Annotated in this window: 19 protein-coding genes; 5 read left to right on the top strand and 14 right to left on the bottom strand. The window is 73.7% G+C overall.

Annotation, left to right across the window (positions count from 1 at the left end; translation table 11 throughout):
• Window positions 1–38: 38 nt before the first annotated feature.
• The 3 genes from O7613_RS04980 (at window position 39) to O7613_RS04970 (ending at window position 5619) form a co-directional block, all read left to right on the top strand.
• On the top strand, window positions 39–2300 hold the full coding sequence (locus O7613_RS04980) for a catalase (protein WP_282292406.1): 2262 nt from the start codon (window positions 39–41) through the stop codon (window positions 2298–2300).
• A gap of 160 nt (window positions 2301–2460) precedes the next feature.
• Entirely contained in the window at window positions 2461–4140 is a 1680-nt protein-coding gene (locus O7613_RS04975) for a discoidin domain-containing protein (protein WP_282292405.1), read from the top strand.
• Window positions 4141–4242: 102 nt separating this feature from the next.
• Window positions 4243–5619 (top strand): glycosyl hydrolase family 18 protein, encoded by a 1377-nt coding sequence (locus O7613_RS04970; protein ID WP_282292403.1) that lies wholly within the window; start codon window positions 4243–4245, stop codon window positions 5617–5619.
• 56 nt (window positions 5620–5675) lie between these two features.
• Here O7613_RS04970 and O7613_RS04965 read toward each other — a convergent pair whose 3' ends face one another.
• Window positions 5676–6434, bottom strand: coding sequence for a peptidylprolyl isomerase (locus O7613_RS04965; protein WP_282292401.1), 759 nt, complete (start codon window positions 6432–6434; stop codon window positions 5676–5678).
• Window positions 6435–6676: 242 nt separating this feature from the next.
• Between O7613_RS04965 and O7613_RS04960 the strand changes: the two genes are divergently transcribed.
• Window positions 6677–7492, top strand: a complete 816-nt coding sequence (locus tag O7613_RS04960) for a DUF72 domain-containing protein (protein WP_282294482.1) — start codon at window positions 6677–6679, stop codon at window positions 7490–7492.
• 89 nt (window positions 7493–7581) lie between these two features.
• Here O7613_RS04960 and O7613_RS04955 read toward each other — a convergent pair whose 3' ends face one another.
• Window positions 7582–9000 carry an ATP-binding protein gene (locus O7613_RS04955; RefSeq protein ID WP_282292399.1) on the bottom strand — a complete coding sequence of 473 codons (1419 nt, stop codon included), beginning with the start codon at window positions 8998–9000 and terminating at the stop codon, window positions 7582–7584.
• Between the two features lie 35 nt (window positions 9001–9035).
• On the bottom strand, window positions 9036–10694 hold the full coding sequence (locus O7613_RS04950; protein WP_282292397.1) for an FAD-dependent oxidoreductase: 1659 nt from the start codon (window positions 10692–10694) through the stop codon (window positions 9036–9038).
• Between the two features lie 98 nt (window positions 10695–10792).
• On the opposite strand from O7613_RS04950, the gene O7613_RS04945 reads away from it, so the two are divergent.
• A complete protein-coding gene (locus O7613_RS04945) occupies window positions 10793–11266 on the top strand; it encodes a DUF5709 domain-containing protein (RefSeq protein ID WP_281583979.1) in 474 nt (157 codons plus the stop codon).
• A 19-nt stretch (window positions 11267–11285) separates the two neighbouring features.
• Here O7613_RS04945 and O7613_RS04940 read toward each other — a convergent pair whose 3' ends face one another.
• The 11 genes from O7613_RS04940 to O7613_RS04890 all read right to left on the bottom strand — a co-directional run bounded on the left by O7613_RS04940 (window position 11286) and on the right by O7613_RS04890 (window position 25324).
• On the bottom strand, window positions 11286–12173 hold the full coding sequence (locus tag O7613_RS04940; protein ID WP_282292396.1) for a methyltransferase domain-containing protein: 888 nt from the start codon (window positions 12171–12173) through the stop codon (window positions 11286–11288).
• A 6-nt stretch (window positions 12174–12179) separates the two neighbouring features.
• Window positions 12180–12977: an ABC transporter ATP-binding protein gene (locus O7613_RS04935; RefSeq protein WP_282292395.1), complete on the bottom strand. Its 798-nt coding sequence runs from the start codon at window positions 12975–12977 to the stop codon at window positions 12180–12182.
• On the bottom strand, window positions 12977–13720 hold the full coding sequence (locus O7613_RS04930) for an ABC transporter ATP-binding protein (protein ID WP_282292394.1): 744 nt from the start codon (window positions 13718–13720) through the stop codon (window positions 12977–12979). Before O7613_RS04930 ends, O7613_RS04935 begins: the two co-directional genes overlap by 1 nt.
• Window positions 13717–14823: a branched-chain amino acid ABC transporter permease gene (locus O7613_RS04925; RefSeq protein WP_282292393.1), complete on the bottom strand. Its 1107-nt coding sequence runs from the start codon at window positions 14821–14823 to the stop codon at window positions 13717–13719. The genes O7613_RS04930 and O7613_RS04925 overlap by 4 nt, the downstream gene beginning before the upstream one ends.
• A complete protein-coding gene (locus O7613_RS04920) occupies window positions 14820–15692 on the bottom strand; it encodes a branched-chain amino acid ABC transporter permease (protein ID WP_282292392.1) in 873 nt (290 codons plus the stop codon). The genes O7613_RS04925 and O7613_RS04920 overlap by 4 nt, the downstream gene beginning before the upstream one ends.
• Before the next feature lie 5 nt (window positions 15693–15697).
• Window positions 15698–16891, bottom strand: coding sequence for an ABC transporter substrate-binding protein (locus tag O7613_RS04915; protein ID WP_282292390.1), 1194 nt, complete (start codon window positions 16889–16891; stop codon window positions 15698–15700).
• Window positions 16892–16938: 47 nt separating this feature from the next.
• Window positions 16939–17343 (bottom strand): roadblock/LC7 domain-containing protein, encoded by a 405-nt coding sequence (locus O7613_RS04910; protein WP_282292389.1) that lies wholly within the window; start codon window positions 17341–17343, stop codon window positions 16939–16941.
• An 18-nt stretch (window positions 17344–17361) separates the two neighbouring features.
• Window positions 17362–19755, bottom strand: coding sequence for a nitrate- and nitrite sensing domain-containing protein (locus tag O7613_RS04905; RefSeq protein ID WP_282292387.1), 2394 nt, complete (start codon window positions 19753–19755; stop codon window positions 17362–17364).
• Window positions 19756–20008: 253 nt separating this feature from the next.
• Complete coding sequence (locus O7613_RS04900; protein WP_281583987.1) at window positions 20009–20446, bottom strand: helix-turn-helix transcriptional regulator; 438 nt, start codon at window positions 20444–20446, stop codon at window positions 20009–20011.
• A 166-nt stretch (window positions 20447–20612) separates the two neighbouring features.
• Window positions 20613–21881 (bottom strand): cytochrome P450, encoded by a 1269-nt coding sequence (locus O7613_RS04895; RefSeq protein WP_282292385.1) that lies wholly within the window; start codon window positions 21879–21881, stop codon window positions 20613–20615.
• 227 nt (window positions 21882–22108) lie between these two features.
• Window positions 22109–25324, bottom strand: coding sequence for an Ig-like domain-containing protein (locus O7613_RS04890; protein WP_282292382.1), 3216 nt, complete (start codon window positions 25322–25324; stop codon window positions 22109–22111).
• Window positions 25325–25823 lie beyond the last annotated feature (499 nt).

Here is a 25823-nt window from a genome sequence, read left to right as displayed (position 1 = left end):
GAGGGCTTGATAAATCGCCCCAGGGAGGACAAAGCCTGATGGAATCCAGCAAGCCCGCCCAGGTCGTCAAGGACGTCGTCGAGGCCGCCGTGGAGAAGGTCGGCGACGCACTGACGCCGGATGTGCCGGGCGCGCCGGGCAGCGCGCCACCCTCGCTGGAGGAGCCGACCACCCCGCACGGCCCGCTGCCACCCTCCGACGAGCAGGGCGCACCGGACACCCGCACCCCGACCGGCGCGGAGACCGGCGTGCCGAAGAGCGCCAAGGGGCAGCAGGGGGCGTACCTCACCACCGCCAACGGCGCGCGGCTGCGCGACACCGACCACTCGCTCAAGGCCGGTCCGCGCGGCCCGGTGCTGCTCCAGGACCACCACCTGCGCGAAAAGATCATGCACTTCGACCACGAGCGGATCCCGGAGCGCGTGGTGCACGCCCGGGGCGCCGGCGCGCACGGCGTCTTCGTCGCCAACGGCGCCGCCGAGAAGGTCACCCGCGCCGGCTTCCTGAAGAAGGGACGCGAGACACCGGTCTTCGTCCGCTTCTCCACGGTGCTGGGCTCGCGCGGCTCGGCGGACACGGTCCGTGACACCCGGGGCTTCGCCACCAAGTTCTACACCGACGAGGGCACGTTCGACCTGGTCGGCAACAACATGCCGGTGTTCTTCATCCAGGACGCGATCAAGTTCCCGGACATCATCCACGCCGGCAAGCCGCACCCGGACCGGGAGATCCCGCAGGCGCAGAGCGCGCACGACACGTTCTGGGACTTCGTCTCCCTGCACACCGAGGCGCAGCACCACACCATCTGGAACATGTCCGACCGGGGCATCCCGCGGTCCTACCGGACCATGGAGGGCTTCGGCGTGCACACCTTCCGCCTGGTCGACGACGCCGGGGCGACGGTGCTCGTCAAGTTCCACTGGAAGCCGAAGCTCGGGGTGCACTCGCTGGAGTGGGAGGAGGCGCAGCTGATCAACGGCATGGACCCGGACTTCCACCGCCGCGACCTCTACGACGCCATCGAGGCCGGCGCGTTCCCGGAGTGGGAGCTGGGCATCCAGGTCTTCCCGGACACGCCGGAGGAGACGTTCGCCGGGGTCGACCTGCTCGACCCGACGAAGATCGTCCCGGAGGAGCTGGCGCCGGTGCAGCCGATCGGCACGCTGACGCTCAACCGGACGCCGCGTAACTTCTTCGCCGAGACCGAGCAGGTGGCGTTCCACCTCGGGCACCTCCCGCCGGGCATCGACGTCACCAACGACCCGCTGCTCCAGGGCCGGCTCTTCTCCTACCTGGACACGCAGCTCACCCGGCTGGGCGGGCCGAACTTCACCCAGATCCCGATCAACCGGCCGCACGCCGACGTCAACGACATGCTGCGGGACGGCTTCCACCAGCACGCGGTGCACGCCGGGGTGGCCCCGTACCGGCCGAACTCGCTCGACGGCGGCAACCCGTTCCCGGCCGGTGACCGGGAGCACGCCTTCGTCGACGTACCGGTGACGGTGGCGGAGGCGCCGAAGGTCCGGGCGGCCCCGGCCTCCTTCGACGACCACTTCAGCCAGGTCCGGCTCTTCTGGGCGAGCATGTCTCCGGTGGAGAAGGAGCACATCGTCCGGGCGTACACGTTCGAGTTGGGCAAGTGCTACCACCAGGCGATCAAGGAGCGGCAGCTCCAGTGCCTGGCCAACATCGACCCGGTGCTCTGCGAGCGGGTCGCCACCGGCCTGGGCCTGCCCGCGCCGCAGCCCACCGTGCCGCTGGCCGAGGTGCAGCCCAGCCCGGCGCTGTCCCAGGTCGGCCGGGAGTGGCCGGCCGACGGGCGGATGGTCGGCATCGTGGTCGACGCGGACAGCGACCTGGACGACGTCGGGCAGGTCCAGGGGGCGGTGTTCGCCGCCGGCATGGTGCCGCTGCTGATCGCCGCGCACGGCGGCACCGTCGGCGGGCTGCCGGTGCAGCGTACGTTCGCCACCGCCCGCTCGGTCGAGTTCGACGCGGTCCTGCTGGCCGGGGCCCCGGCGCCGGCGCCTGACGCGCTGCCGGCCCGGGACGCCAAGGCCGGCGCGGCGGGCTCCCCCACGGTCGACCCCCGGGTGCTGCTGCTGGTCGAGGAGGCGTGGCGGCACGCCAAGGCGATCGGCGCGTGGGGCGCCGGCACGGAGGTGCTCCAGCGGGCCGGGGTCGCCGGCTCGCCGGGCGTGGTCAGCGGCGGCTCCGGCGCCGAGGTGCTGGAAGCCGTGCAGGGGCTGATGGCGGCGCACCGGGTCTGGGAGCGGTTCCCCGCCTCGGTCGGCTGAGTCTCCTCCGCGTGACGCGGGGCGGTCCCGGACGGGGCCGCCCCGCGTCGTCATCTGCCCCCGGCCGCGATGTTTCATCGACTTGTCTAAGTATTGCGATTGGATGTCGCGTACTGCCATGATGACCGTCATTTCTTCCTCCCTCGAAGGAGTGGTCCCCATGGCGCCCACCCGCCGTACTCTGATCCGGTCCGTGGTGGCCGGGTCCGCGCTCGCCGTGCTGCCTGATCTGCCACCCCTCACCGCCCGGTCCGCCGCCGCGGCCAGTCCCCCCGGCGACGTGGTCGGCAAGGTCACGGTCGGCTACCAGGGCTGGTTCAGCTGCCCGGGTGACGGCGCCCCGATCGGCGGCTGGTGGCACTGGAGCCGCGACCGCTTCCAGTCCCCCGCGCCGTCGAACACCACGATCGTGTCCTGGCCGGACATGCGGGAGTACGCCCGCGGCTACCCCACCGCGTACCCGAACCTCGGCGACGGCCGGCCGGCCACGCTCTTCTCCTCCTACGACCAGCAGACCGTGGACACCCACTTCCGCTGGATGCAGGAGTACGGCTGCGACACCGCGGCGTTGCAGCGGTTCAACCCGTTCGGCGACGAGGGGCCCACCCGCGACGCGATGACCGTCAAGGTCCGCTCGGCGGCGGAGCGCTACGGCCGCAAGTTCTACGTCATGTACGACGTCACCGGCTGGACGGCCATGCAGTCGCAGCTCAAGGAGGACTGGACGACCAGGATGTCGGCGCACACCGCCTCACCGGCGTACGCCCGGCAGAACGGCCGGCCGGTGGTGTGCGTCTGGGGGTTCGGCTTCGCCGACGACGGCCGTCCCTTCGCGCCCGCCGCCTGCCTGGACGTGGTGCGGTGGCTCAAGGCGCAGGGCTGCTACGTCATCGGCGGGGTGCCGACCTACTGGCGGCAGGGCATCAACGACTCCCGGCCCGGCTTCGCCGAGGTCTACCACGCGTTCGACATGCTGTCGCCGTGGATGGTCGGCCGCACCGGCACGCTCGACGGGCTGGATTGGTTCCACGCCAACGTGAACGTCCCCGACCTGGCCGACTGCGCCGCCCACGGCATCGACTACCAGCCCTGCGTGATGCCCGGCGACCTGTCCGCCGGGCACCGCCGGCACGGCGACTTCTACTGGCGGCACCTCTACAACATGGTCCGGCTCGGGTCGCAGGGCCTCTACGTGTCGATGTTCGACGAGTTCAACGAGGGCAACCAGATCTCCAAGACCAGCGAGACCGCGGCGGCCACCCCGGCCGGCGCCGGCATCCGGGCGCTCGACGAGGACGGCACGTTCTGCTCGGCCGACTACTACCTGCGCATCACCGCCGACGGCGGCCGGATGCTCAAGGGACAACTGGCGCTCACCCCGGTGCGCCCCACCCCGCCGGTTACCGGCGGCGGGCAGCCGTCCGGCGGCGACCTGGCGGCCGGCCGGCCCGCGTCGTCGAGCAGCCAGCAGAACGGGCCGTTCAGCGCCGGCAACGCGGTCGACGCCGACCCGGGCAGCTACTGGGAGTCGGCTAACGGGGTGTTCCCGCAGTGGTGGCAGGTCGACCTCGGCGCCGCCCGGTCGGTGGCCCGCGTGGTGCTCGCGCTGCCGCCGGGATGGGAGGCGCGTACCCAGACGCTGTCCGTGCAGGGCAGCACCGACGGGGCGAGCTTCGGCACGCTGGCCGCGTCGGCCGGGGTGCGGTTCGACCCGGCCGGCGGCAACCAGGCGACGCTGACCTTCGCCGCCACCTCGATCCGGTACCTCCGCGTGCTCATCACGGCGAACACCGGCTGGCCTGCGGGTCAGCTCGCTCGACTGTCCGCGTACGCAGCATGACCCATCGAAGTCTCTCGTTGACGGCTTAGTTAATAGTCTTTAATATTTGGTTCACCTCGAGGAACACCCCCTGTCCGCCCCCGTCCCCGGGAAGGCCCCTCGATGCCCAGACCCCACCTCCGGCGTCGCCTCGCCGCCGGTGCGCTCGCGCTGGCCACCGCCGCCGCCACGCTCACCCTCGCCCCGTCCGCCGCCGAGGCGGCCGTGCTGCCCAACGGCTTCAAGAGCGTCGGCTACATGCCGTCCTGGAGCGGCAGCGTCAACAGCATCCAGTACGGCAAGCTCACCCACGTCAACTACGCCTTCGCGCTACCCAACGGCGACGGCAGCCTGCGCGCGGTGGAGAACCCGAGCAAGCTCTCCTCGCTGGTGTCGCTCGGCCACGCCAACAACGTCAAGGTGTCCATCGCCATCGGCGGCTGGAACGACGGCGACGACTCCGCGTTCGAGGCGCTCGCCGCCAACTCCGGCGCCCGCGGCGCGTTCGTCACCAACGTGGTCAACTTCGTCAACCAGTACAACCTCGACGGCGTCGACATCGACTGGGAATACCCCGACCCGGGCGCCTCGGCGAACAACTACACGCTGCTGATGCAGCAGCTCGGCAGCGCCCTGCACAGCCGCGGCAAGCTGCTCACCGCCGCCGTGGTCGCCGAGGGCTACTACGTCAACGGGGTGCCCACGGCGGTCTTCGGCGCCGTCGACTGGCTGAACATCATGGCGTACGACGGCGGCAGCCCGCACGCCAACTACGACTGGGCGATCGCCAGCGTCAACGGATGGAAGGCGCGTGGCCTGCCCGCCGCCAAGGCGGTGCTCGGCGTGCCCTTCTACAGCCGGCCCGGCTACTACACGTACGCCGCGCTCGTCGGCATGGACCCGGCGAACGCCAACCGGGACTGCACCACCGTCGGCGGCGTCCAGCAGTGCTACAACGGCCTGCCCACGGTCACGCGCAAGACGCAGTGGGCCAGGGCGAACGCCGGCGGCATGATGAACTGGGAGCTGTCCCAGGACACCACCGGCGCGACGTCGCTGGTCACCGCGATCTACGACGCGGCCACCGGCGGCGGCACCAACCCGCCGCCGTCCGGGCGCACCGGGCCGGTCACCGGCATCGGCGGCAAGTGCGTCGACGTCGCCGCCGCCAGCAGCGCCAACGGCACCGCGGTCCAGCTCTACACCTGCAACGGCACCGCCGCGCAGAGCTGGACCGTCGGCGGCGACGGCACCCTGCGGGCGCTGGGCAAGTGCCTCGACGTGACGAGCGCCGGCACCGCGAACGGCACCAAGATCCAGATCTGGGACTGCAACGGCACCGGCGCCCAGGTTTGGCAGGCCCAGAGCAACGGCACCCTGCGCAACCCGGTGTCGAACCGGTGCCTGGACGCCACCGACAACAGCTCAGCCGACGGCACCCGGCTCCAGATCTGGGACTGCTTCGGCGGCGCCAACCAGGTCTGGCGACTGCCCGCCTGACCCGCACCACCGGTCCGGCGGGGCGGCCACGAGGCCGTCCCGCCGGGCCGCCGGTGTCAGCGGCCCCGGGTGGCCCGGCAGATCTGCACCGGGTGGGCCGGCGCGCCGTCGACCGGCGCCGGGTCCTCCGGCGTGGCCGCGATGCCGCCGGCCGCGATCCGGTCCAGGGTGGCCAGCCCGGCGGCGTCGACCCGGCCGAAGACGGTGTAGTTCGGCCGCAACGCCGAGTCGGCCTGGACCAGGAAGAACTGGCTGCCGTTGGTGTCCGGCCCGGCGTTCGCCATGGCAAGCGTGCCGCGGGCGTAGAGGCGGCGTACCCCGGTCGGGTCGGTCGGCGCGGGCGGCAGGTCGGTGGGAAGCTCGTCGCGGTACCGGTAGCCCGGGCCGCCCTCGCCGGTGCCGGACGGGTCGCCGCACTGGAGCACCGTCAACGTCGGGTACGCGGTGAGCCGGTGGCACGGCGTCCGGTCGTAGAACCGGTGCCGGGTCAGATGCAGGAAGCTCTGCACGGTGCAGGGCGCCTGCTCGCGATCGAGGACCAGCCCGATCGGCCCCTGGTTGGTGCGCAGCGTGACCCGTACCGTCCCCCGGGCCGGCGTGCGACGCGGGTCCGGCGGCAGCGGCACCGGCCGGGCCGCCGGCTCGTCCGGCGTCGGCGTGTACGCGCACGGCCCCTTGGTGGGCGCGGGCTCGGCGGCCGGCGCCGCGCTCGCGGCGACACCGGCGGTGGCGACCAGTGCGGCGGCGGTCACCGTCACCCCGGCGAGGCGGGCCAGCAGCGATGAGGCGGCGTGCGGTCGGGTTTCGCTCGACACGTGGGTCCTCCCTGGACTCGTGGCACCAGAACGACCGGAGTCTATGGATCCGGTGCTCCGATGTCGACGAAAGTGGGTTGCCCGGGCGCGGCGACGTCCGAGAAGGGTCGGCGCACCCCACCCCTGAGGCCGTGATCAAGGAGATCCGCGAGCCGGGTGGGGCACGAGCGGCGGTGGGAGGGGGTCGGATACGGTGGGCCCGGCCGGGAGGGGGTCGGATGCGACTGCACGTCGGGTGTGCCATGTGGACACATCGGGCCTGGCCGGGACGGCTCCTGCCGACGCACGAGCGACTTCGGGCGTACGCCGGCTGGTGCGACGCGGTCGAAGGGAACACCACCTTCTACGCGACGCCGTCCCGGGAGACGGTGGCGTCCTGGGCCGAGCAGACCGACCCGGACTTCGTTTTCCTGCCGAAGCTGCCGAAGGCTGTCACCCACGAGCGCCGGCTCACCGGCGGTGAGGCCGAACTGCGGGCGTTCCTGGACGCGATGGAGCCGCTCGGGCCACGGGCACACATGCTGTGGGTGCAACTGCCCGGCTCGTTCGGCCCGAGCGACGTGCCCGATCTGGACCGGTTCCTGCGTGCCCTGCCCGCCACCCACCGGTACGCGGTCGAGGTCCGCCACCCCGCCTTCTTCACCGAGGACGCCGCCGCCCGCGCGCTGGCGGCCACACTGCGCCGGGCGGACGCGGAGTGGATCCCGTTCGACACCACCGCGTTCTTCCGCACGCCGCCGACGAGCGACGCGGAGCGGGAGGCGTGGACGCGCAAGCCGCGCCTACCACTGCGCACCGAGGCGCTGACCGACCGGCCGATCGTGCGCTACCTGGGCCGGGACGACCCGGCCGCCACGGTGGCGGGCTGGCAGCCGTGGCTGGACGTGGTCACCGGCTGGCTGCGCGAGGGTCGCTCGCCGACCGTGTTCGTGCACACGCCCGACAACACGGACGCCCCCGACCTGGCCCGCCGGTTCCACGACCAGGTCCGCGCCCGCCTGCCCGAGTTGACGCCGCTGCCCGAGCCGACGCCGGTCGGCCCGGCCACGCTGTTCTGACTGCACCACGCCTTTGGGTGCGGTTGTCGTCGCCCCGGCGACCACAGGCGCACCCAAAGCCCGCGGTCAGGCCAACGGCCCGCGCCGGCTCAGGCGGAAGCGAACGGCAGCAGCACCATGAACCGGGTGTCGCCGGGCTCGGACTGCACCCGGATGTCGCCGTGGTGCTTGTTGACCACGATCCGGTACGAGATGTCCAGCCCGAGACCGGTGCCCTCGCCGACCGCCTTGGTGGTGAAGAACGGCTCGAAGATGCGCGGCCGGACCTCCGGCGGGATGCCCGGGCCGGTGTCGCGGATCTCGACGGTCAGCCGGTCGTCGGTGCGCCCGGTCCGCACCGTCAGCGTGCCAACGCCGGCCATCGAGGCGAGCGCGTTGTCGATGAGGTTGGTCCAGACCTGGTTGAGTTCGGCCGCGTACGCCGCGACGGCGGGCAGGTTCCGGTCGTACTCCTTGACCACCCGCACGCCGGCCGGGATCTTCGCCTGGAGCATGACGAGCGTGGCGTCGAGCAGGTCGTGCACGTCCACCGTCTGGTAGGGCGCCCGGTCGAGTTGGGAATACTGTTTCGCGGCCCCGACCAGCCCGGAGACCCGGGTGACCGCGTCGTCGATCTCGCCCATCAGCAGCTCGGTGTCGATGGTGTAGGTGATCCAGTGCACGGCCGACTCCAGGTCGTCGCCGCCGACCGCGGCGTCGACCTGGGCCAGCCAGCCGGTGTCGAGGCCACCGGCCACGAGCGTCGGCGCCAGCTCCCACGCCCCGCGTACGCCGTGGTTGTCGAGCCAGTCGGCCAGCTCGTCCTCGGCGTCGCTCGCGGCCAGCGGCGACAGCGCGGGCGCGGCGGCGGCCCGCTTCACCGCCTCCTCCTGCAACGAGACGAGGTCGTGCAGGCGCCGCCCGTCGAGCCGGCCGTCGGCGATCATGGCGAGTTTGTGCCGCATCTTCGCCACCCGGCCGCGCAGCGCCGCGGTGGCCCGGACGGCCGCCGCCGCCGGGTTGTTCAGCTCGTGGGTGAGCCCGGCCGAGAGAGCGCCCAGGGCCAGCAGCCGTTCCCGCTCCCCCACGATGGTCTGCGAGTTGCGCATCCCGACGAACAGGCCCTCCAACAGGTGGGTGGCCATCGGGAACCAGCCGCGCATGGCGTCCGCGATGATCTCGGCGGGCAGGGCGAACACCGCGACGTCGGTCACCGCGCGCAGGCTGTTGCGGTAGCGCTGCTCGGCCGGGTCGCCGACGTACGCCTGCATGGCGCCGCCGTAGACACCACGGTGGCTGGTGCGGCTCACCTCCACCTCGTCGCCCTGCACCCGCTGGTGCATCGCCACGGTGCCGTCGAGCAGGACGTAGAAGCAGCTCGCCGGCTCGCCTTCGACGTAGACGGCCTCGCCGGCGCGGCGCCGCTCCACCCGGCCGTGCTCGGCCAGATGGGCGAGCTGCTCCGGGGTGAGCGACTCGAACAGGAAGAGCTGCCGCAGCTCGTCCGGGGCGAGCCGGTCGGTGGTCATACTGCCTCCCTCGTCCGCGGTGAGCCGGTCGTCGCTCACTGCGCCTCCAGGTATCGGTGCACGAGCGAGACCGCCATCGCGCCCTCACCCACGGCCGAGGCGACGCGCTTCACCGAGTCGGCCCGCACGTCACCGGCGGCGAACACGCCCGGCATGCTGGATTCCAGGTGGTACGGGTCGCGCGGCAGCGACCAGCCGGCCGGCCGCTGGCCGCTTCGGGTCAGGTCCGGCCCGGTCAGCACGAAGCCCCGGCCGTCCCGGACCACCGCGCCGTCGAGCCAGTCGGTGTGCGGCTCCGCGCCGATGAACACGAACAGCCACGACGTGTCCACCTCCCGGGTCTCGCCGGTGCGCATGTCGCGCAGCGTCACCCGCTCCAGGTGCTCCTGGCCGGCACCGCCGACCACCTCGGTGCACGGGTGGACCTCGATGGTGTCGATCCGGGCGATCTGGTCGATCAGATAGCTGGACATCGAGCGGGTCAGGTCGTCGCCGCGGATGAGCAGGTGCACCCGGCGGGCGTACCGGGAGAAGTGGACGGCGGCCTGACCTGCCGAGTTGGCCCCGCCGACGATGTAGACGTCCGCCCCGGAGCAGCTCGGCGCCTCGCTCGCCACCGAGCCGTAGAAGCAGCCACGACCGGTCAGCTCGGCCAGCCCCGGCGCCGGCAGCATCCGGTAGGAGACGCCGGTGGCGAGCACCACGGTGTGCGCGGCGACGCTGCTGCCGTCGCTGAACCGCAGCACCCGCGCCCCGCCGGCGTTCTCCAGCGACACCACCTCCCGGGCGCTGAGCAGCTCCGCGCCGAAGCGCAACGCCTGCCGGCGGGCCCGGTCGGTGAGCTGCGCGCCGGACACACCGTCCGGGAAACCGAGGTAGTTCTCGATCCGGCTGCTCTGCCCGGCCTGCCCGCCGGTGGCCCGCCGCTCGATCAGCACCGTCCGCAGCCCCTCGGAGGCGCCGTAGACGGCCGCCCCGAGGCCGGCCGGGCCGGCGCCGACCACCACCAGGTCGTAGAAGTCGGCGGCCGGCGTGGTGGCCAGCCCGACCTGCGCGGCCAGGTCGGCCGCCGTCGGCTGCACCAGCGACTTGCCGTCCGCGGTCACCACCAGGGGTACGTCGTTCGCGGTCACGCCCGCGGCGGTGAGCAACTCGGCGCCCTCCGGCTCGTCGGCGAGCACCCAGCGGAACGGCACCAGGTTGCGGGCCAGGAAGTCGCGGGCCGTGAACGACGGCGCGGACCAGCGGTGCCCGACCACCCGCAGCTCCGGCGCGGCCGTGGTCCCGCCGGCGGTCCACGCCTCCAGGAGTTGGTCCAGCACCGGGTAGAGCTTCTCCTCCGGCGGGTGCCACGGCTTGAGCAGGTAGTGGTCGAGGTCGACCACGTTGATCGCGTTGATCGCGGCGTCGGTGTCGGCGTACGCGGTGAGCAGGACCCGGCGGGCGGCGGGGAACAGGTCCATCGCCGCTTCGAGGAACTCGATGCCGTTCATCTGCGGCATCCGGTAGTCGGCGATCAGCACCGCCACCTGCTCGCCGCGCAGCTTCAACTCGCGCAGCGCCTCCAGGGCCGCCTCGGCGGAGTCGGCCCGCACCACCCGGTAGCGGTCGCCGTAGCGGCGCCGGATGTCGCGGGCGACCGCCCGGGAGACGGCCGGGTCGTCGTCGACGGTGAGGATCGCGGGGTTGGGCATGGCGTCCAGTGAAGCACCCCTGGCTGCCCATCCGCACCACCGGCGGCCACGGGCCCTTCCGTCGACGGGATTTCTGCGCTGAGATGGCGGAGCAGGACATGACCGGGAAGGGGTCCACCATGAGCCAGGCCGAGCAGGTCGGTGACGAATGGAACGTCGCCGAGGACGACGGCGTGCTTGATGCCTCGGACACCCTCGACGACCGGGGCGGTGACCCGCTGGACACCGGCATCGCCGCCGCCGACCGCTGGACGGCGGCGAACCGGTTCGGCACCACGCCCGCCGAGGAGCGGGCCGGCGACTCGCTCGCGCATCTGCTCGCCCAGGAGGAGCCGGACGTCGACCCGTACGCCGAGCCGGCCGACGACGAGGACGAACTGAGCCGCCGGGGCTACGAGCGGGAGGCGCGGACGGGTCGCCTGGTCGCCGACGACCAGGGTTTCGGCGAGGACGAGCAGGCCGACTCGGTGGCCTGGGACGTCGGCATCGACGGCGGCGCGGCCAGCGCCGAGGAGGCCGCGGTGCACGTCGTCGACGATCCGTTCGGCCCGGGCGACGGCCCGCTGCGTTGACCGCCGGCCCGCGGGGGCGTCATCGCCGTCCCGGGCCGGGCCGCCGACCCCGGGTCGAGACGAACTGGTACGACATCGCCGCGAACGCCGGATCGCGCAGCAGCCGGCGGAAGGCGTCCAACTGGCCGGCGGACAGCCCGGCGTCGAGCAGCTCCGGTTCGAGCTGCCGGGAGTTCGTGCCGTAGAGCGAGATGCCGAGCGAGCCACCGGGCCAGCTCCGTGCGTGGCTGACGCTGTCCACCTCGACCAGGCCCGCCGACGCCAGCTCGGCGTGCACGTCCTGCGCCCAGGCCAGGTCCGCGCCGTGGCTCTGGAGGATGCCGAGCATCGCGTCCGTCACCTGGGCGAAGAGCTTCGCCGCGTCGTCGCTGGGCGCGGTCAGCACCCGCAGCGGCGCGGTGCAGTCGAACTCCTCGACCACCAGCCAGCCGCCCGGGGCGAGCGCGCCGGCCAGGGTACGCAGGACCCGGCGCCGTTCCGGCAGGTGCAGCAGCACCAGCCGGGCGTGGACCAGGTCGAAGTCGTCCCCGGGCGGCGGCTCGTGACGCACGTCGTGCCGCCGTACGTCGAGGTTGCCCGCCGGGCGCAGGTGCGTCAGGTCGAGGTCGGTGGCGAGCACCCGGCCGGCCGGGCCGACCGTGGCGGCCATGGCCCGGGCGACCGAGCCACCGCCGGCGCCGACCTCCCAGCACCGGCTGCCCGGGGCGAGCAGCGGCGCGGCGATCCGGCCGGTGGTGATCGGATCGAGGAACGATTCGAGCGCGTGCAGTTGGGGCACCGCGTCGGGGGCGCCGGTGTCGAAGGCGTAGTCGGTGCCGGAGGCGTGGTCGGACTCGGAGGCGTGGTCGGACTCGGAGGCGTGGTCGGACTCGGGGGCGTGGTCGGTCTCGGGGGTGTCGGTCGGCATCGCTCCTCATTCCTGTCGCGGTCGTTCGGTTCGCGCGCCCGGGGCTGCCGCCAACCCGGGCCGGGGCCGGGGAGCCGGTGGCTCCGCGACTGCGGCGACGCTCAGCAGCGCCGCCACCGCGCCCGGGTCGGCCCGGGACTCGTCGGCCGGCCGGTCGTAGACCACCCGGCCGTACTCCAGCACGGCGATCCGGTCGGCGACCTCGATCGCGTACCGGAGCTGCTGCTCGACCAGGAGCACGGTCATGCCGGCCCGGGCCAGGGAGCCGACCAGGTCGCGGACCCGGACGGCCAGGTCGGGCGCGAGCCCCTCGCACGGCTCGTCGAGCAGCAGCACGCGGGGCTGGCCGAGCAGGGCGCGGGCGATCGCCAGCATCTGCTGCTCGCCGCCGGAGAGCTGGTCGCCGCGGTGCCGCAGCCGTGCCGAGAGCCGGGGCAGCAGCTCCAGCACCCGGGCGACGGTCCAGCCCTCCCCGCCCGGGGTCGCCGCCCGCCACGGCGCGGCGGCCAGGACGAGATGCTCGGCCACCGTCAGCCGGGAGAAGACCCGCCGGCCCTGCGGCACCAGCCCCACCCCGGCGCGGGCGATCCGGTGCGGTTGCCGGCCGGCGACCGGCACGCCGCCGATCTCGATCCGCCCGGCCTGCGGCCGGACCAGGCCGGCCACGCAGTGCACGAGCGTGGTCTTGCCGGCGCCGTTGCGGCCCACCACCGCCTGCACGGCGCCGGGCCGCACGTCGAGATCCACCTCGTGCAGCACCGTGCCACCGGCGTAGCCGGCGCGGAGCGCTTCGATCCGCAGCATCACGTCACCCCTTCCGCGTACGCCTGACGGACCGGGCCGGACGCGCGGATCTCGGCGGGCGACCCGGTGGCGAGCGTCCGCCCGTCGCGCAGCACGGTGACCGTGTCGCAGAGCGCGTAGACCAGGTCCAGCCGGTGTTCGACGAGCAGGACCGCGACCGCGCGGGGCAGCCCGCGCAGGAACTCCACCAACCAGCCGGCCTCCACGGTGGACAGCCCGGCGGCCGGCTCGTCGAGCAGCAGAAGACGCGGCCGGCCGGCGAGCGCCACGGCGATCTCCAGTTGCCGGCGCTGCCCGTGGGCGAGTTGCCCGGCGGGCGTCGCGGCGAGGCCGCCGAGGCCCACCCGGTCCAGCAGCGCGTCCGCGGTGCGCCCGGCCGCCCGCCGCCGGGCCGCCGGATGCCACCGACCGGGCCGCTCGGCCCGGGGCAGCGCGGCGACGAGCACGTTCTCCCGGGTGGTCAACGAACCCCAGACGGCGGGACGCTGGTGGATCCGGCCGACACCGCGCCGGGCCCGGGCGGCCGGACCGAGCCCGGTGACGTCCCGCCCGGCCAGCCGGAGCCGACCGGCGGTCGGTCGGGTGGCGCCGGCCACCACGTCGAGCAGCGTGGTCTTGCCCGCGCCGTTCGGCCCGATGAGCGCGTGTCGCTGGCCGAGCGGGATCCGCAGGTCGACCGCGTCCAACGCGACGAGCGACCCGTAGCGCACGGTGACCGCCTCGGCGGTGAGCAGGGGCGTCACGCGCGTACCCCGGTCGTGGCGGCGCGTCTTTCCGCCTCGGCGGGGTGCGCGTCCGGGGTGGCCGGGCGGTCGGGCCGGGCCGCCGGCCGGGCGGACCGGGCGGTGGGCAGCAGGTGCGCGGCCACGACGAAGGCCAACCCGAGCAGCAGCGGCCCCTGCCCCGGCAGCGCGCCGAACAGCCAGTCCCGGGCGGCGACGACGAGCACCGCGCCGACGAGCGCGCCGCCGACCGAGGCGGTGCCGCCGACGACCACACCGAGCAGCAGCAGCGCGGAGGTGTCGAAGCCGAAGTCGGCCGGCGAGACGTACTGCTGGGCGGTGACCAGCAGCGAGCCGGCCGCGCCGGCGATCGCGCCGGCGGCGACGTGGACGCCCGCCACGTGCGCCGGCACGCGGTGCCCGCTGGCCCGCAGCCGCGCCTCGTCGTCGCGGCCGGCGCGCAGCAGCAACCCGACGCGGGTCCGCAGCACCAGCAGCACCAGGCCGGCGAGCGCCGCGACCGCCACAAGCGTGTAGAGGTAGCGGGCCCGGTCGGTGGCCAGCACCGGCAGCCCCCACCACGGGCGCGTCGGGGCGATGCCGGCCAGCCCGTCGGTGCCGCCAGTCACCGAGGTCCACCGCCCGGCGACGACCACCGCCAGCTCACCGATCGCCAGCGTGATCATCAGGAGCACCACCCCCCGGGCTGGGAGCACGAGCGGCAACGCGACCACGGCCAGCGCCGCGCCCGCCGCCGCCGCGACGAGCAGGTGCACCGGCCCGACGTCGGAGAGCTGACCGCCGGCCACCGCGCCGGCGTACGCGCCGGCCGCGTACGGCGCGGTCTGCCCGAGCGTGGGCAGCCCGGCGACGCCGGTCAGCAGCGCGACGCTCACCGCGACCAGGCCCAACGCCAGCGTGCGGGCCAGCAGCGCCACGGTGTAGTCGTCCACCGCCCAGGGCACGGCGGCCAAGCCGCCAAGCACCGCCACGGCGACGGCCACCCGCACCGCCCGCTCCCGCACGTCGCCCACCGCACCGCGACCAGACCGCACGGCAACCAGCCCGGCAAGCACCACCGCGCCGGCCACCGGACGCAGCACCCGCACCGCCCGCTCCCTCACGTCGCCCTCCGCGCGGGGGCCAGGCCGCGCGCCCGGACCGCGAGGACGACCGCCATGGCGGCGAAAAGCAGGAACGGGGCGGCGGACGGGACGAGCGCCACGCCGAGCGTCTGGATCTGGCCGACCGCCAGCGCCGCCAGCAGCGTGCCGGTCATCGAGCCGAGGCCGCCGAGGACCACCACGACCAGGGAGAGCAGCAGCACCGCGTCGGCGGTGCCGGGCCCCGGGCGGATGATCGGCGCGCCGAGCACCCCGGCGGCCCCGGCCAGCGCGCCGGCCGCGGCCAGCACACCGACCCGGACCACCGCCGGGCTCACCCCGAGCGTGGCGACCATCTCGGCGTCGTCGACCGCCGCCCGCACCAGCATGCCGGCCCGGGTGCGGCGCACCACCAGGTGCAGCAGGCCGGCGAGCAACCCGGCCACCACGATGAAGACCAGCCGGTACGCCGCGTAGCGGTGACCCGCGAGCGCGACCGACCCGTCGAGCGCGGCGGGTACCCGTACCGGCGGGTCGTCCGGGCCGAACGCGGCCACGAGCAGGCTGCCACCGGCCAGCGCGACGCCGAAGGTGAGCAGCGCCTGGGTGAGGTGCCCGGCCGCCGCGACCCGGGTGAGCAGCACCGCGACGAGCACGCCGGCGGCGGTGGCGGCGGTCACGCCGACCGCCAGCGCCAGCGCCAGGCTGGGCCACCCGCCGTCCAGCAGCGCGGCGGCGGTGTAGCCGCCGATCGCGAAGAGCGTGCCGTGGGCGAGGTTGAGGATGCCGGCCACGCCGAAGCAGAGCACCAGCCCGGCCGCGGCGACGAACACCAGCAGCCCGTAGGCGACCCCGTCCAGGGCCGGGACGACGTACGGGTCGATCGGCACGCCGGTCAGCCCCCCACGGTGGCGAGGTCGCCGACCACCGTGTTGGACAGCGCCCGCCCGTCCGGGCGGACCTGGCGCAGATACCACTTCTGCACCGGCGCGTGGGTGGTCGGCGAGAACTGCCAGGTGCCGCGCGGGCTGCTGATCTGCCCGAGCTGGCCGATGCTGGCGTTGATCTTCTCCGGGGTGGCGTCGTCGCCGGCCGCCGCGATCGCCCGGTCCAGCACCGCCGCCGCGTCGTAGGAGGCCATCGCGTAGGTCGTCGGGGAGCCGTCGTGCTCGGCCTTCCAGGCGGCCACGAACGACCGGTTCTCCGCGTTGTCGAGGTCGGGCGAGTAGTTCAACACCGAGTAGATGTCCCGCGCGGCGTCGCCCTGCGCGTCGAGCACCCCGCCCTCGGTCAGGAAGCCGGCGGCGTAGAGCGGTACGTCCCTGATCTCCGACTGGGCGTACTGCTTGACGAAGTCGATCGCCGCGCTGCCGGCGTAGAACGTGTAGACCGCGTCCGCCCCGGACGCCTTGATCCGGGCGAAGTACGGGGTGAAGTTGGTGGTCGCCGGGAACGGCGTGAACGTGGTCTTGCCGTCGGGGTTGGCGAGCTTGCCGCCGGCGGAGGCGAACGCCTCGGTGAAGCCGCGTAGCTCGTCCCAGCCGCCCTGATAGTCCGGGCCGATGGCGTAGACGCTGCCGCTGACGTCCTCGCGTACGTGCGCCGCGATCGCCTGGCCGGGCTCGTCGGACAGGTAGGAGGTGTGCCAGACCCGGGACACGTCCTTGAGCTCCGGCCGTCCGTTGGACCCGACGAACGGCACCTTCGTCTCCTTGAGCAGCGGATAGACCGCGGCCACCGAGCCGCCGCCGACGATGCCGGTCAGCGCCACCACCCGGTCCTGTTTGAGCAGCTTGGTGGCGGCGGGTACGGCGGTCGCCGCGCCGTTGCCCTCGTCCGCGACGACCAGCTCGACCCGCCGGCCGCCGAGCTTGCCGTCGTGGGCGGACAGGTAGAGCTGGAAGCCGTCGCGGATGTCCTTGCCGACCGACTGGTAGGTGCCGGAGAGCGACGCGAGCAGACCGATCTTGACGGGGCCGCCGGAGCCGGCGGACGGTCCGTCGTCGGCGCAGGCGGGCGCGGCGAGCAGGACGAGCGCGAGCAGCGCCGCGGTGCGGGCACGACTGCGCCCGGGCAGGGTCAGGGACATGGTGTCTCTCCTGTGTCAGGGGTGCGGATCCGGCGGGACGCCGGCGGTCAGCGGCTGCGGCTCAACGCCGCCCGGGCCGCGGGGGTGAGCGCGTCACCGATGCGGTTCGCCAGCTCGGTCATCTCGTAGGAGACCTTGCCGACGTCGCACTGCGGGTCGGCCAGCACGAGCAGTGAGGCGCCGTCGTTGAAGGCCATGGAGAACATGAAGCCGCCCTCCAACTGGGTCACGTTGGAGATCACCGCGCCGGCGTCGAAGAACGCCGCCGCGCCGCGCAGCAGGCTGACCAACCCGCTGCCGGTCGCCGCCAACTGGTCGGCCCGGTCGGGTGGGAGGCCACGGGTGGCGGCCACCATCAGCCCGTCGCTGGAGATGGCGATCGCGTGGGTGACCTCGGTGGCGCGCTCGGCGAAGGCGTCCAGCAGCCAGCCGAGATCCTGGTGATCGGTCACGTGCACTCCCTTGTCGGGTCAGTGGGTGATCAGGTTGGGCCGGCGGCCGGCGACACCGCGGGCGTACGCGGCCATCGCGGTGGCCACCCGGGCCGGGTCGCGGTGCTCGTTGGTCGGGCGGGACGCCGGCACGCCGCCGGGCACCAGGTGCTCCTGCGGCTGCCGCCGGGGCAGTCCGGACGTGGTGGTGCCGGCGACCCGGGGCTCGTCGGCACGCGCCGCGGTGCGCCAGGCGTCGTCGGCGGGGCCGGACCAGGACGGGCCGTCGCCGTCCGGCCGGTCCGCCTGGAACCAGTGGTTGACCTGGTGGAAGATGACCAGTTCCTCGGTGGGCGCGTCGCCGGCGCCGGCCGGCACCGGCTGGAAGACCGGGGCGACCGGGAGCGCCCGGTCGGCGGCCGGACCGCCGGCCCACGGCTGCGGGGCGGGCCGTGGGCCGGCGGACACGACGGGGGCCCGCCCGGCCGGGGAGGCGACCGTGTTGCGGGCCGCCCGGCGGGACGGCCGTTCGGGGGTGAGCAGGAACTCCTCGGGGGGCAACGACCGGATCAACGCGGCCGGGAGCGCCACCTCGGCGATGGTGCCGCGACGCGGCCCGGACCGGAGCTGGACGGCGGCGCCCAGTCGCATGGCGAGCTGCCCCACCACGACCAGGCCCATCGCCCGGACGGTGGCCACGTCGATGGCGGGCGGCTGGGCGAGCAGGTCGTTGAGCTGTTGCCGCCGGTGCGGGGGCAAGCCGACGCCCTCGTCGCTGATCTGCACGATCACCCGGTCGCCGAGGCTCCGGCCGGTCACCCACGCCTCGGTCGCCGGCGGCGAGTAGCCGGTGGCGTTCTCCATCAGCTCGGCGAGCAGGTGCACCACCTCGTCGACCGACTCGGCGGCCACCGCCACGTCGCCGTCGACCAGACCGAGGCGGATGCGGGCGTAGTGCTCGATCTGGCTCTGCGCGGCCTGGAGCACCTGCGGCAGCGGCACGTCGTGGTGGCGGACCCGCCCGACGCCCACCCCGCCGAGGACGAGCAGACTGGCGTTGATCCGCCCCATCCGGGTGGCGAGATTGTCGAGCGCGTAGAGCCGGTGCAGCCGGTCCGGATCGGTCTCGTCCCGCTCGACCAGGTCCACCTGGGCCAGTACGGCGTCGACCAGGCGCTGCTCCCGCCGGCTCAGGTGGATGAAGATCTCCTGGGTGTTGGCCCGCATCACGGCCTGCTCCGCCGCGGTGCGCACGGCGGCCCGGTGCACCGCGTCGAACGCCTGCCCGACCTCGCCGATCTCGTCGTCGCCGGAGACCTCGATCGTGTCGAGGGCCTGCCTGCGGGCCAGTTCGTCCGGGTCCACCGAGGCGCTGTCCCGCTCCTGCAACCGGGCCACCACCTGGGGCAGCCGCTCGTACGCGACCGCGTTCGCCGCGTCCCGCAGTCGCCGCAGCCGGCGGGTGATCTGGCGGGCCACCGCCCAGGTGACGAGCGCGGTCAGCAGCAGGGCCAGCATGGCCGCCGCCGCCTCCACGACGGTGCGCCGACGTTGGTCGGCGTGGGCGGCGCGGATGTCGTCGAGCACCGCACCGTCGACCCGCAGGCGCAGCTCGGCCAGGCGTACCGCCCATTGCCCGGTGGCGGTGAGCCAGGTGTCCAGGTCCAGTTCGAGGCGGTCCCCGGCGGCCGTCCGGGCCACCTGGTCGAGGATCCGTTGCAGCCGCACGGCGCTCTCGCCGCTGCCGGCCTGCTCCCACCAGCCCTGCCAAGCCGGCCGGGCGAGGGACAGGAAAGCCAGCGACGCCTCGGTGAAGCCGGTCCGGGCGGCGGTGATGTCCTGCTGCAACGCGGGCGTGACCTGGCCGGCGGTGACCGCGCGCAGCACGGCCACCTGTTGCTGGCCGACCGTCTCGGCCACCTTGGACAGCGCGGCGGAGGCCCGGATGCCGTCCGCGATCCGCGGGTTGACCACGCCGAGGGTGACGCTCTCGCGCAGGCCGAGCAGGTCGGCGATGACGATCCGGTAGCTGAAGGTCATCGCCGAGACCGAGGCGCGCTCGGCGGTGCGTACCTGCGCGCGTAGCGGGGCGAGGCCGGCGAGCGCCGCGTCGATGCGCGGCAGGACGGCCCGTTCGGCGGTGTCGCCGGCGGGCACCCGGGCGCGCTGCCGGCGGTATCCGGCGACCGCGGTGTCGGTGGCGGCGGTGGCGGCGGCGTACGCGTCCTGCTGCTCCGGAGCGCCCCGGGTCAGCAGGTCGGCGGCGACGATCCGCTCGTGCTGGAGGCGGTGGGCCAGACCGCCCGCCTCGGCGCCGAGCTGGGCGAGCTGCCCGAGGTCGCTGGCGCGGGCGGTCTGCCGGGCGCTCTCGGTGAGCGCCAGTCCGGCGAAGCCCATCACGGCGACGAGCGGGGCGGCCACGATGAGGCGCATGCGGCCACCGATGCGCCACCGGCGGCGGCGGGTCGGGTAGGGTCGGGCCGCGTGGGACCTCGTGCTCGACGCCACTGCTGACTCCCCGCGCTGATCGGCAACGTTCCATCTGCATTTGCGGATTGCACGTTCATTGCGCCGGAAGCCATGCGTCGAGACCAGACCCGACCGTGGTACAAACAGGCCGTACCAGCATCTGTACCCAGAGTTGGCGACACCGGCGACGCCCCGGAGGCGTTGGGCGCCGGGCCGGTCAGCGCCGGCCGGCCGCCGACGGCGGCGGGCCCTCGGGTTCGGGCTGGGCGAGCACCTGGCCGATCAACTCCCGCAGCTCGTCGATCGCCGCGACCACGGCCTGCGGATCGCGCGGGTCGCGTCGTGCGGTCGGACGGCCGACCGGCTCCGGCTCGCCGGGCCGGGGGCCCCGTCGCCCGTCCGCCGCCAACTGCTCCGCCGCGACCAACGGCCACAACTCGGCCAGCCGGCCGCCGGTGGTGAGCACCTCGTCGCAGCGGACGGCGAACTCCTGGCTGCCGAACCGCCGGCCGGACTCGACCGCGGCGACCGTCTCCCGGCTGAACCGCACCCGCTCGGCCAGCGCCCGCTGGGTCAGGCCGCGCCGGGTCCGCCAGCGGCGCAGCTCGACACGGAACTGGTGGCTGGCGGCGGAGGGAGCGGGTGTGCGATCCATGTGCTCACCTCCGCGACGCCGGGCCGGCATCGGCAGCAGATCGAGGGTGGGTGATGAATGGGCGTTCGCAGGGAGCCATTCTTAACCCACCGGCACGTGGGTGTGAAGACGTGAACGCGCTGCGTGTCCGCTCCCGCCGATCGTCGACACCCGCATCGGGACGCGGTCAGGCCGCCGGGCGGGCGGCCGGACGCCGACCGGCCGGCACCGCCACGTCGACGGTCACCGGCAGCGTGCGGTGCGCGCGGAACGCCAGGTTCGGCCGGAAGACCCGGTCGTGCCCGGTCGCCGGGCGCAGATCCGGCAGGGCCGCGGCGAGACGGGTGAGCGCGGTGCCCGCCTCCAGTCGGGCCAGCGCCGCGCCGATGCAGAAGTGCGGACCGTGCCCGAAGGAGAGGTGGTCGTGCGCGTCCGTCCGGTCCGGATCGAACCGGTTCGGATGGTCGAACACCGCCGGATCCCGGTTGGCCGCGCCGATCAGCAGCAGGCAGCGCGCCCCGGCGGGAATGGTGACACCGCCGAGCGTGACCGGCCGGTTGGTCACCCGCAGCCAGCCGTCGATCGCGGGCGTGTACCGCAGCGTCTCGGTGAGGAACGCCGGCACCCGCTCCGGCCGGTCCGCGAGCGCCCGCCACCGGCCCGGTTCGGACAGTGCCCGGTCCACCGCGTGGGCGAGCAACCCGGCGGTGGTCTCGTGGCCGGCGACCAGCAGGTTGAACACGATGCTGGCGGCCTCGGCGGCGGTCAGGACCTCGTCGTCGCCGCCCCGGTACGCCAGCAGCTCGGTCACGTAGTCGTCACCACCGACGTCGAGGCGGCACCGGACGAGGTCCTGGCAGTAGCGCCAGAACTCCAGCAGCCCGCCGGCCAGCCGGACCTGCTCGGCCGGGTCCGGGCTCCCCCAGACCAGGGCGATCTGGCCGTCGGCCCAGGCCCGGATCCGCGGCACGTCGCACGCCGGTACGCCGAGGATGTCCAGCAGGACCAGCAGCGGCAGCTCGGCGGTGAACTCCGGCACGAGGTCGACCTCGGCCCCGACCCGGGTGGCCAGGCGTGCCACCAGCTCGTCCACCCGGCGACGGACGATCCGGCCGTAGCGCTGCTCGACCCGTTCCGCGGTGTTGGCGAAGGTCACCCGCAACGCCCGCCGGGTCCGCGGATGCACCGGCGGATCGGCGGCGGCGGTGGTGGGTGGCGCATCGATCTGAGCGACCAGCGCCAGCGCTTCCGGGCAGATGTCGTACACCGGGGCGAGGGTGAGCGCGTTGCCGAACGAGCGCACGTCGGCGAGCGCCCGCCGCACGTCGGCATGCCGGGTGACCAGCCACAATCCGAGTTGCTCGTCGTGGTGCACCCCGCCGTCGCGGTCCAGCAGCCGGGCCCAGACGCCGGCCGGATCGGTGAGATACGTTCCCGCGAACGGATTCAACCGCATGACCGCCTCCTGCACTACCGGCCGCTTTCCTTACCGTGCGCTACCGGTCGAACACGAGTCAAGATATGCCGGCATCAATCTGTTTCTGCCGCTTTCCCGCACCTTGCGCCATGCGCCTTGCCATCCGGATGACCGTGCTCAAGGGATTGCCGTCCGCCCGAGACGGCCGCGGGCCGGCCCGGCGCCGAGAGATTCGACGCCGGACCGGCCCGCGGAGCGACGACGGCTCAGTCGGTGACGGTCACCGAGACGGTACGGGGCGGCTGCTGGTACTGCCCGTAGTTGTCCATCCCGCGGATCGTCACCGTGTACGTGCCGGCCGGGACGACCGGGGACGTGTAGGCGAAGTTCGACCCCGGGGACCCCGGGCTGGTGAGGAACGTCGCGATCCACGTGCCCGCCCGGCCGAACGTGCCGGCCGCGTTCATGCCCTGCCCGGCGCTGTTGGTGATCTGGAGCTCCACCTTCTGCATGCCGACGTCGTCGACGGCCCGGCCGGTCACCACGATCCGACCGCCGGAGTAGACCTCACCCTCGACCGGCGTGATGCTCGGCTCCAGCGTCGGGTCGAGGTCACCGGGGTAGACCAGGTACCTCGCGGTGGCGCCGGAGGTGTTCCCGTCCTGCTGGCCGACCGTGTCCACGGCCCACGCCTCGACGCTGTAGGTGCCCTTCGTGGGCAGGTCGATCGAGAGCGTGAACGCGGTGCTCGTCGCGTCCGGATCGGCGAGCGTCGCGTCGACCGTGGCGAACGCGGCGGCCATCGTGCCGTTGGGCTGCACGTACCGGCCGGTGTCCAGGTCGCGCAACGCCACCCGGACCGCCCGCACGCCCTTGTCGTCGGTGGCCGTGCCGGACAGGTCGAGGTGCAGTTGGTCGATGTTCTGGTCGGTGCCGGTGAAGTTGAGCCGCCCGTTCGGGAAGGCGTCGCCGGGCGTCTGCGCGGTGACGGTGAGCCGGCCCAGGTTGGAGTTGGACGTGGTCAGGCCGAGATTGTCGGTCGCGCGTACCCGGAAGTCGTACACCCCGGGGGTGAGCGGCACGCTGGTGAAGGACCAGTCGAACGTCGCGGCGTTCAGGTTGGTCGGTGAGATCCGGTGGTACGCGGCGACCGAGTCGGCACCCCAGGTGCCGTCGGCGGCCAGCGCCTCACGGGTGGTGTTGTTGCGCAGGTAGATCTCGACCGACCGCAGGGCGTCCTCGTCCGTGGCGGTGCCGGCGAACGTGACGGTTGCGCCCGGCTCCACGGTCAGCGGCGCGGCGGCGGTCGGCGGGGTCATCGCCACCGGCGCGGTGATCGCCACCGTCGGCGGGACGCCGGTGGCCGAGACGGTCCAGTCCCGGGTGTCGCCGCGCAGGTCGCTCTGCCCGGCGGTGTCGACCGCGGTGGCGGTCATCTTCCACTGCCCCTCGATCGGCAGCGTCACCTCGTACTGCCAGGTGGCGGACTTCGCACCGATCACGTCCGGCTCACCGCGGAACGTGTTGTAGACCGCCGCGACGCTGCCGTCGTCCTGGAGGTAACGGTTGTCCGGGGTGCGGAACGAGTAGATCAGCGAGCTGACGCCCTGGTCGTCGGTAGCGGTGCCGCTGGCCACGAAGCTCTGCGTGGCGAGCAGTCCGCCGGCCGGGGCGCTGATCCGGGTCGACGGCGGCAGATCGTCGAAGCGGAACGCCTCGATCTTCTTGACCGCCTTGGTGGTGTCGCCGGCCCCGCCGACGGCGAACGTCTTGGCCTGGATCTGGTAGGTGCCGGCGGGTAGCGACACCGGCAGCGTCCACGTGGTGGACGTGGCGTTCGGCTCGGCGAGCGTCGCCTTGATGCCCTTGAACGCGCCCCAGGTGGTCAGGTCGTCCTGGAGGTACCGACCGCTGGTGCGGTCCATGATCTCGACCTGGACCTTCGACACGCCGGCCGGGGCCAGCGCCTGCCCGGCGAGGTCGAACGACTCGCCGGCCTGCTTCACCGCGCCCTCGATCGGGGTGGTGATCGTGGTGTCCAGCGGTGACGGCGCGGGCTCGGCGGACAGGTCGAAGAAGGCCACCCGGCCGGTCGTCTTGCCGCCCTTGACGTTGCCGTCGCCGCCGACGAGCAGGCCGCGCGACGTGGCGAGCATCGCCTTCTCTCCCTCGTACGAGTTGGAGCCGGGGTTCCACTCCAGCGCGGTGCCGGTGACCGGGTCCAGCGCGCCGAGGTGGTCGCGGCGGACCACCTGGTCGCCGAGGCCGTAGCCGCTCAGGCCCTGGCCGGTGCCGTAGCCGACGTTGTCCAGGCCGGGCCAGGGCACGTTCGAGGTGGGCGACTCCTGCCAGCTGAAGTGGCCGCCGACGTAGACGGCGGTGTCGGTGATCGCGACCGAGTAGATGCTGTCGAAGTGCCGGGAGACCCAGAGCGGCTCGACGTGGTCGTTTCCGGTCAGGGAGTACGCGATGGCGGTGTCGTTGATCGGCGGGCGGTCACCGCCGGAGCCACTGGTGACGACGAAGTACGAGTCGTCCGGCGCGATGTCGCCGGCGAAGACGCGCTGGATTCCGCCGACGAAGGAGAGGTTGTCCTCCCACAGCCGGGTCCGCCACGGCAGCAACGACTTGCCGGCCGTGTCGATCAGCGCCACCCCGTAGCGGTCCTGGCCGGCGATCTGGCGGCCGGTGTGCACGACGAGCAGCTTGCTGCGGTCGTGGGTGAGCTTGAGCTGCTGCACGGTGAGCATGCCGCCGACGCCGATGCCGCCGGTGAGCGGCAGGTTGAACGCGGTGTCGACCGCGCCGGTGGTGGGGTTGACCGCGGCGAGGCCGCTGCGGGAGACCCCGTTGACGGTGGCGAACTGGCCGCCGACGTAGACCGCGGTGGGGCTCACCGCCAGCGCGGTCGCCCGCGCGTTCGCGGTCGCGGTGAACGCGGCGACCGGCGCGCCGGTGGACGGGTTGAGCCGGGCGATCTTGCGCTTGGTGACCCCGTTGATCGTGTTGAACGAGCCCGCGATGTAGAGCGACGACCCGTCCGGTGACGCCTCGACGGCCGCCACCGCGCCGTCGATGGTCGGCTTGAAGCCGGTGTCCACCTTGCCGGTGTCGAGGTTGTAGGACGCCAGCGACCGCTGCGCGATCGCCGTGCCGCCGACATTGGTGATCGAGGTGAAGGTGCCGGCGATGAAGACCCGGTTGCCGATCACCTCGATGTCGGTGATCTCGCCATTGTTGATCCGCGGCGTGTCGGTGCGGGGCGTGGTCGGCATCAGCCGGGTGTCCCCCGGCGTCACCTGTGCCCTGGTGGCGACCGTACGGGCGGCGCCGAGCGCGGCGCTGCCCCCCATCGCCCGGGCGCCGGTCCGCCCGGCGGCGCCGGCGTCGGTGACGGTCGTGGTGGCGGCGAGCGCCGGCACCCCCGCCACCACGACCGCGCCCACGGCGAGCACCGCGACGGCGCGACTCCAAACTCGCATCGAGTCAACTCTCCCTGTCCGCGCGGACGGCGCCCTCGGGTGGCTCCCGACTCCCTCCGTCCGCGTGCCGGAGGTCACCGTAGGGAGGCAAGGAGTTCTCGCGATACGCCGCCGCGCCGGTTATCGACCGCTCGGCATCAATTTCGGCCACACCGGCGGGTCCCGTCCACCGATCGGGTGGGCCCCACCCACCACCTCGGCGAAATGGTGTCGACCGAGCTGGATCTGACGCCTGGGCGACTGCCTTCGCGGGAAATGTCGACAAAGAACGGGGAAGTGTGTCGAGGAACGGGGTGCGACGCGGCGGGCAGCACGCCGACGCAATTGTCGAATCAATGACGGGGACGGCGCGATCCGCCCCGGACGAACGCGTCGAGCGGTCGCCCCAGCGGGCCGCGCGAAGATCGATCGTGACGGTAATCGATCAAGTTCGCTCTGTCAACGACGCCACCACACAAGGCCGTGAGCAGGGAAAACTATCGTCCGGTCGACATCGCCG

It is taken from the genome of Micromonospora sp. WMMD975 (assembly GCF_029581215.1).
GTDB lineage: Bacteria > Actinomycetota > Actinomycetes > Mycobacteriales > Micromonosporaceae > Micromonospora.
Note: the sequence above shows the minus strand (reverse complement) of the source record. Positions and strands in the feature narration are given on the sequence as shown.

Bases quoted from the DNA above. Each gene is read 5' to 3' on its own strand.
- O7613_RS04890 (WP_282292382.1), bottom strand. From the start codon at position 25,324: ATGCGAGTTTGGAGTCGCGCCGTCGCGGTGCTCGCCGTGGGCGCGGTC.
- O7613_RS04970 (WP_282292403.1), top strand. From the start codon at position 4,243: ATGCCCAGACCCCACCTCCGGCGTCGCCTCGCCGCCGGTGCGCTCGCG.
- O7613_RS04945 (WP_281583979.1), top strand. From the start codon at position 10,793: ATGACCGGGAAGGGGTCCACCATGAGCCAGGCCGAGCAGGTCGGTGAC.
- O7613_RS04915 (WP_282292390.1), bottom strand. From the start codon at position 16,891: ATGTCCCTGACCCTGCCCGGGCGCAGTCGTGCCCGCACCGCGGCGCTG.
- O7613_RS04905 (WP_282292387.1), bottom strand. From the start codon at position 19,755: ATGCGCCTCATCGTGGCCGCCCCGCTCGTCGCCGTGATGGGCTTCGCC.
- O7613_RS04895 (WP_282292385.1), bottom strand. From the start codon at position 21,881: ATGCGGTTGAATCCGTTCGCGGGAACGTATCTCACCGATCCGGCCGGC.
- O7613_RS04935 (WP_282292395.1), bottom strand. From the start codon at position 12,977: ATGCTGCGGATCGAAGCGCTCCGCGCCGGCTACGCCGGTGGCACGGTG.
- O7613_RS04980 (WP_282292406.1), top strand. From the start codon at position 39: ATGGAATCCAGCAAGCCCGCCCAGGTCGTCAAGGACGTCGTCGAGGCC.
- O7613_RS04900 (WP_281583987.1), bottom strand. From the start codon at position 20,446: ATGGATCGCACACCCGCTCCCTCCGCCGCCAGCCACCAGTTCCGTGTC.
- O7613_RS04975 (WP_282292405.1), top strand. From the start codon at position 2,461: ATGGCGCCCACCCGCCGTACTCTGATCCGGTCCGTGGTGGCCGGGTCC.
- O7613_RS04960 (WP_282294482.1), top strand. From the start codon at position 6,677: ATGTGGACACATCGGGCCTGGCCGGGACGGCTCCTGCCGACGCACGAG.
- O7613_RS04950 (WP_282292397.1), bottom strand. From the start codon at position 10,694: ATGCCCAACCCCGCGATCCTCACCGTCGACGACGACCCGGCCGTCTCC.
- O7613_RS04955 (WP_282292399.1), bottom strand. From the start codon at position 9,000: ATGACCACCGACCGGCTCGCCCCGGACGAGCTGCGGCAGCTCTTCCTG.
- O7613_RS04940 (WP_282292396.1), bottom strand. From the start codon at position 12,173: ATGCCGACCGACACCCCCGAGACCGACCACGCCCCCGAGTCCGACCAC.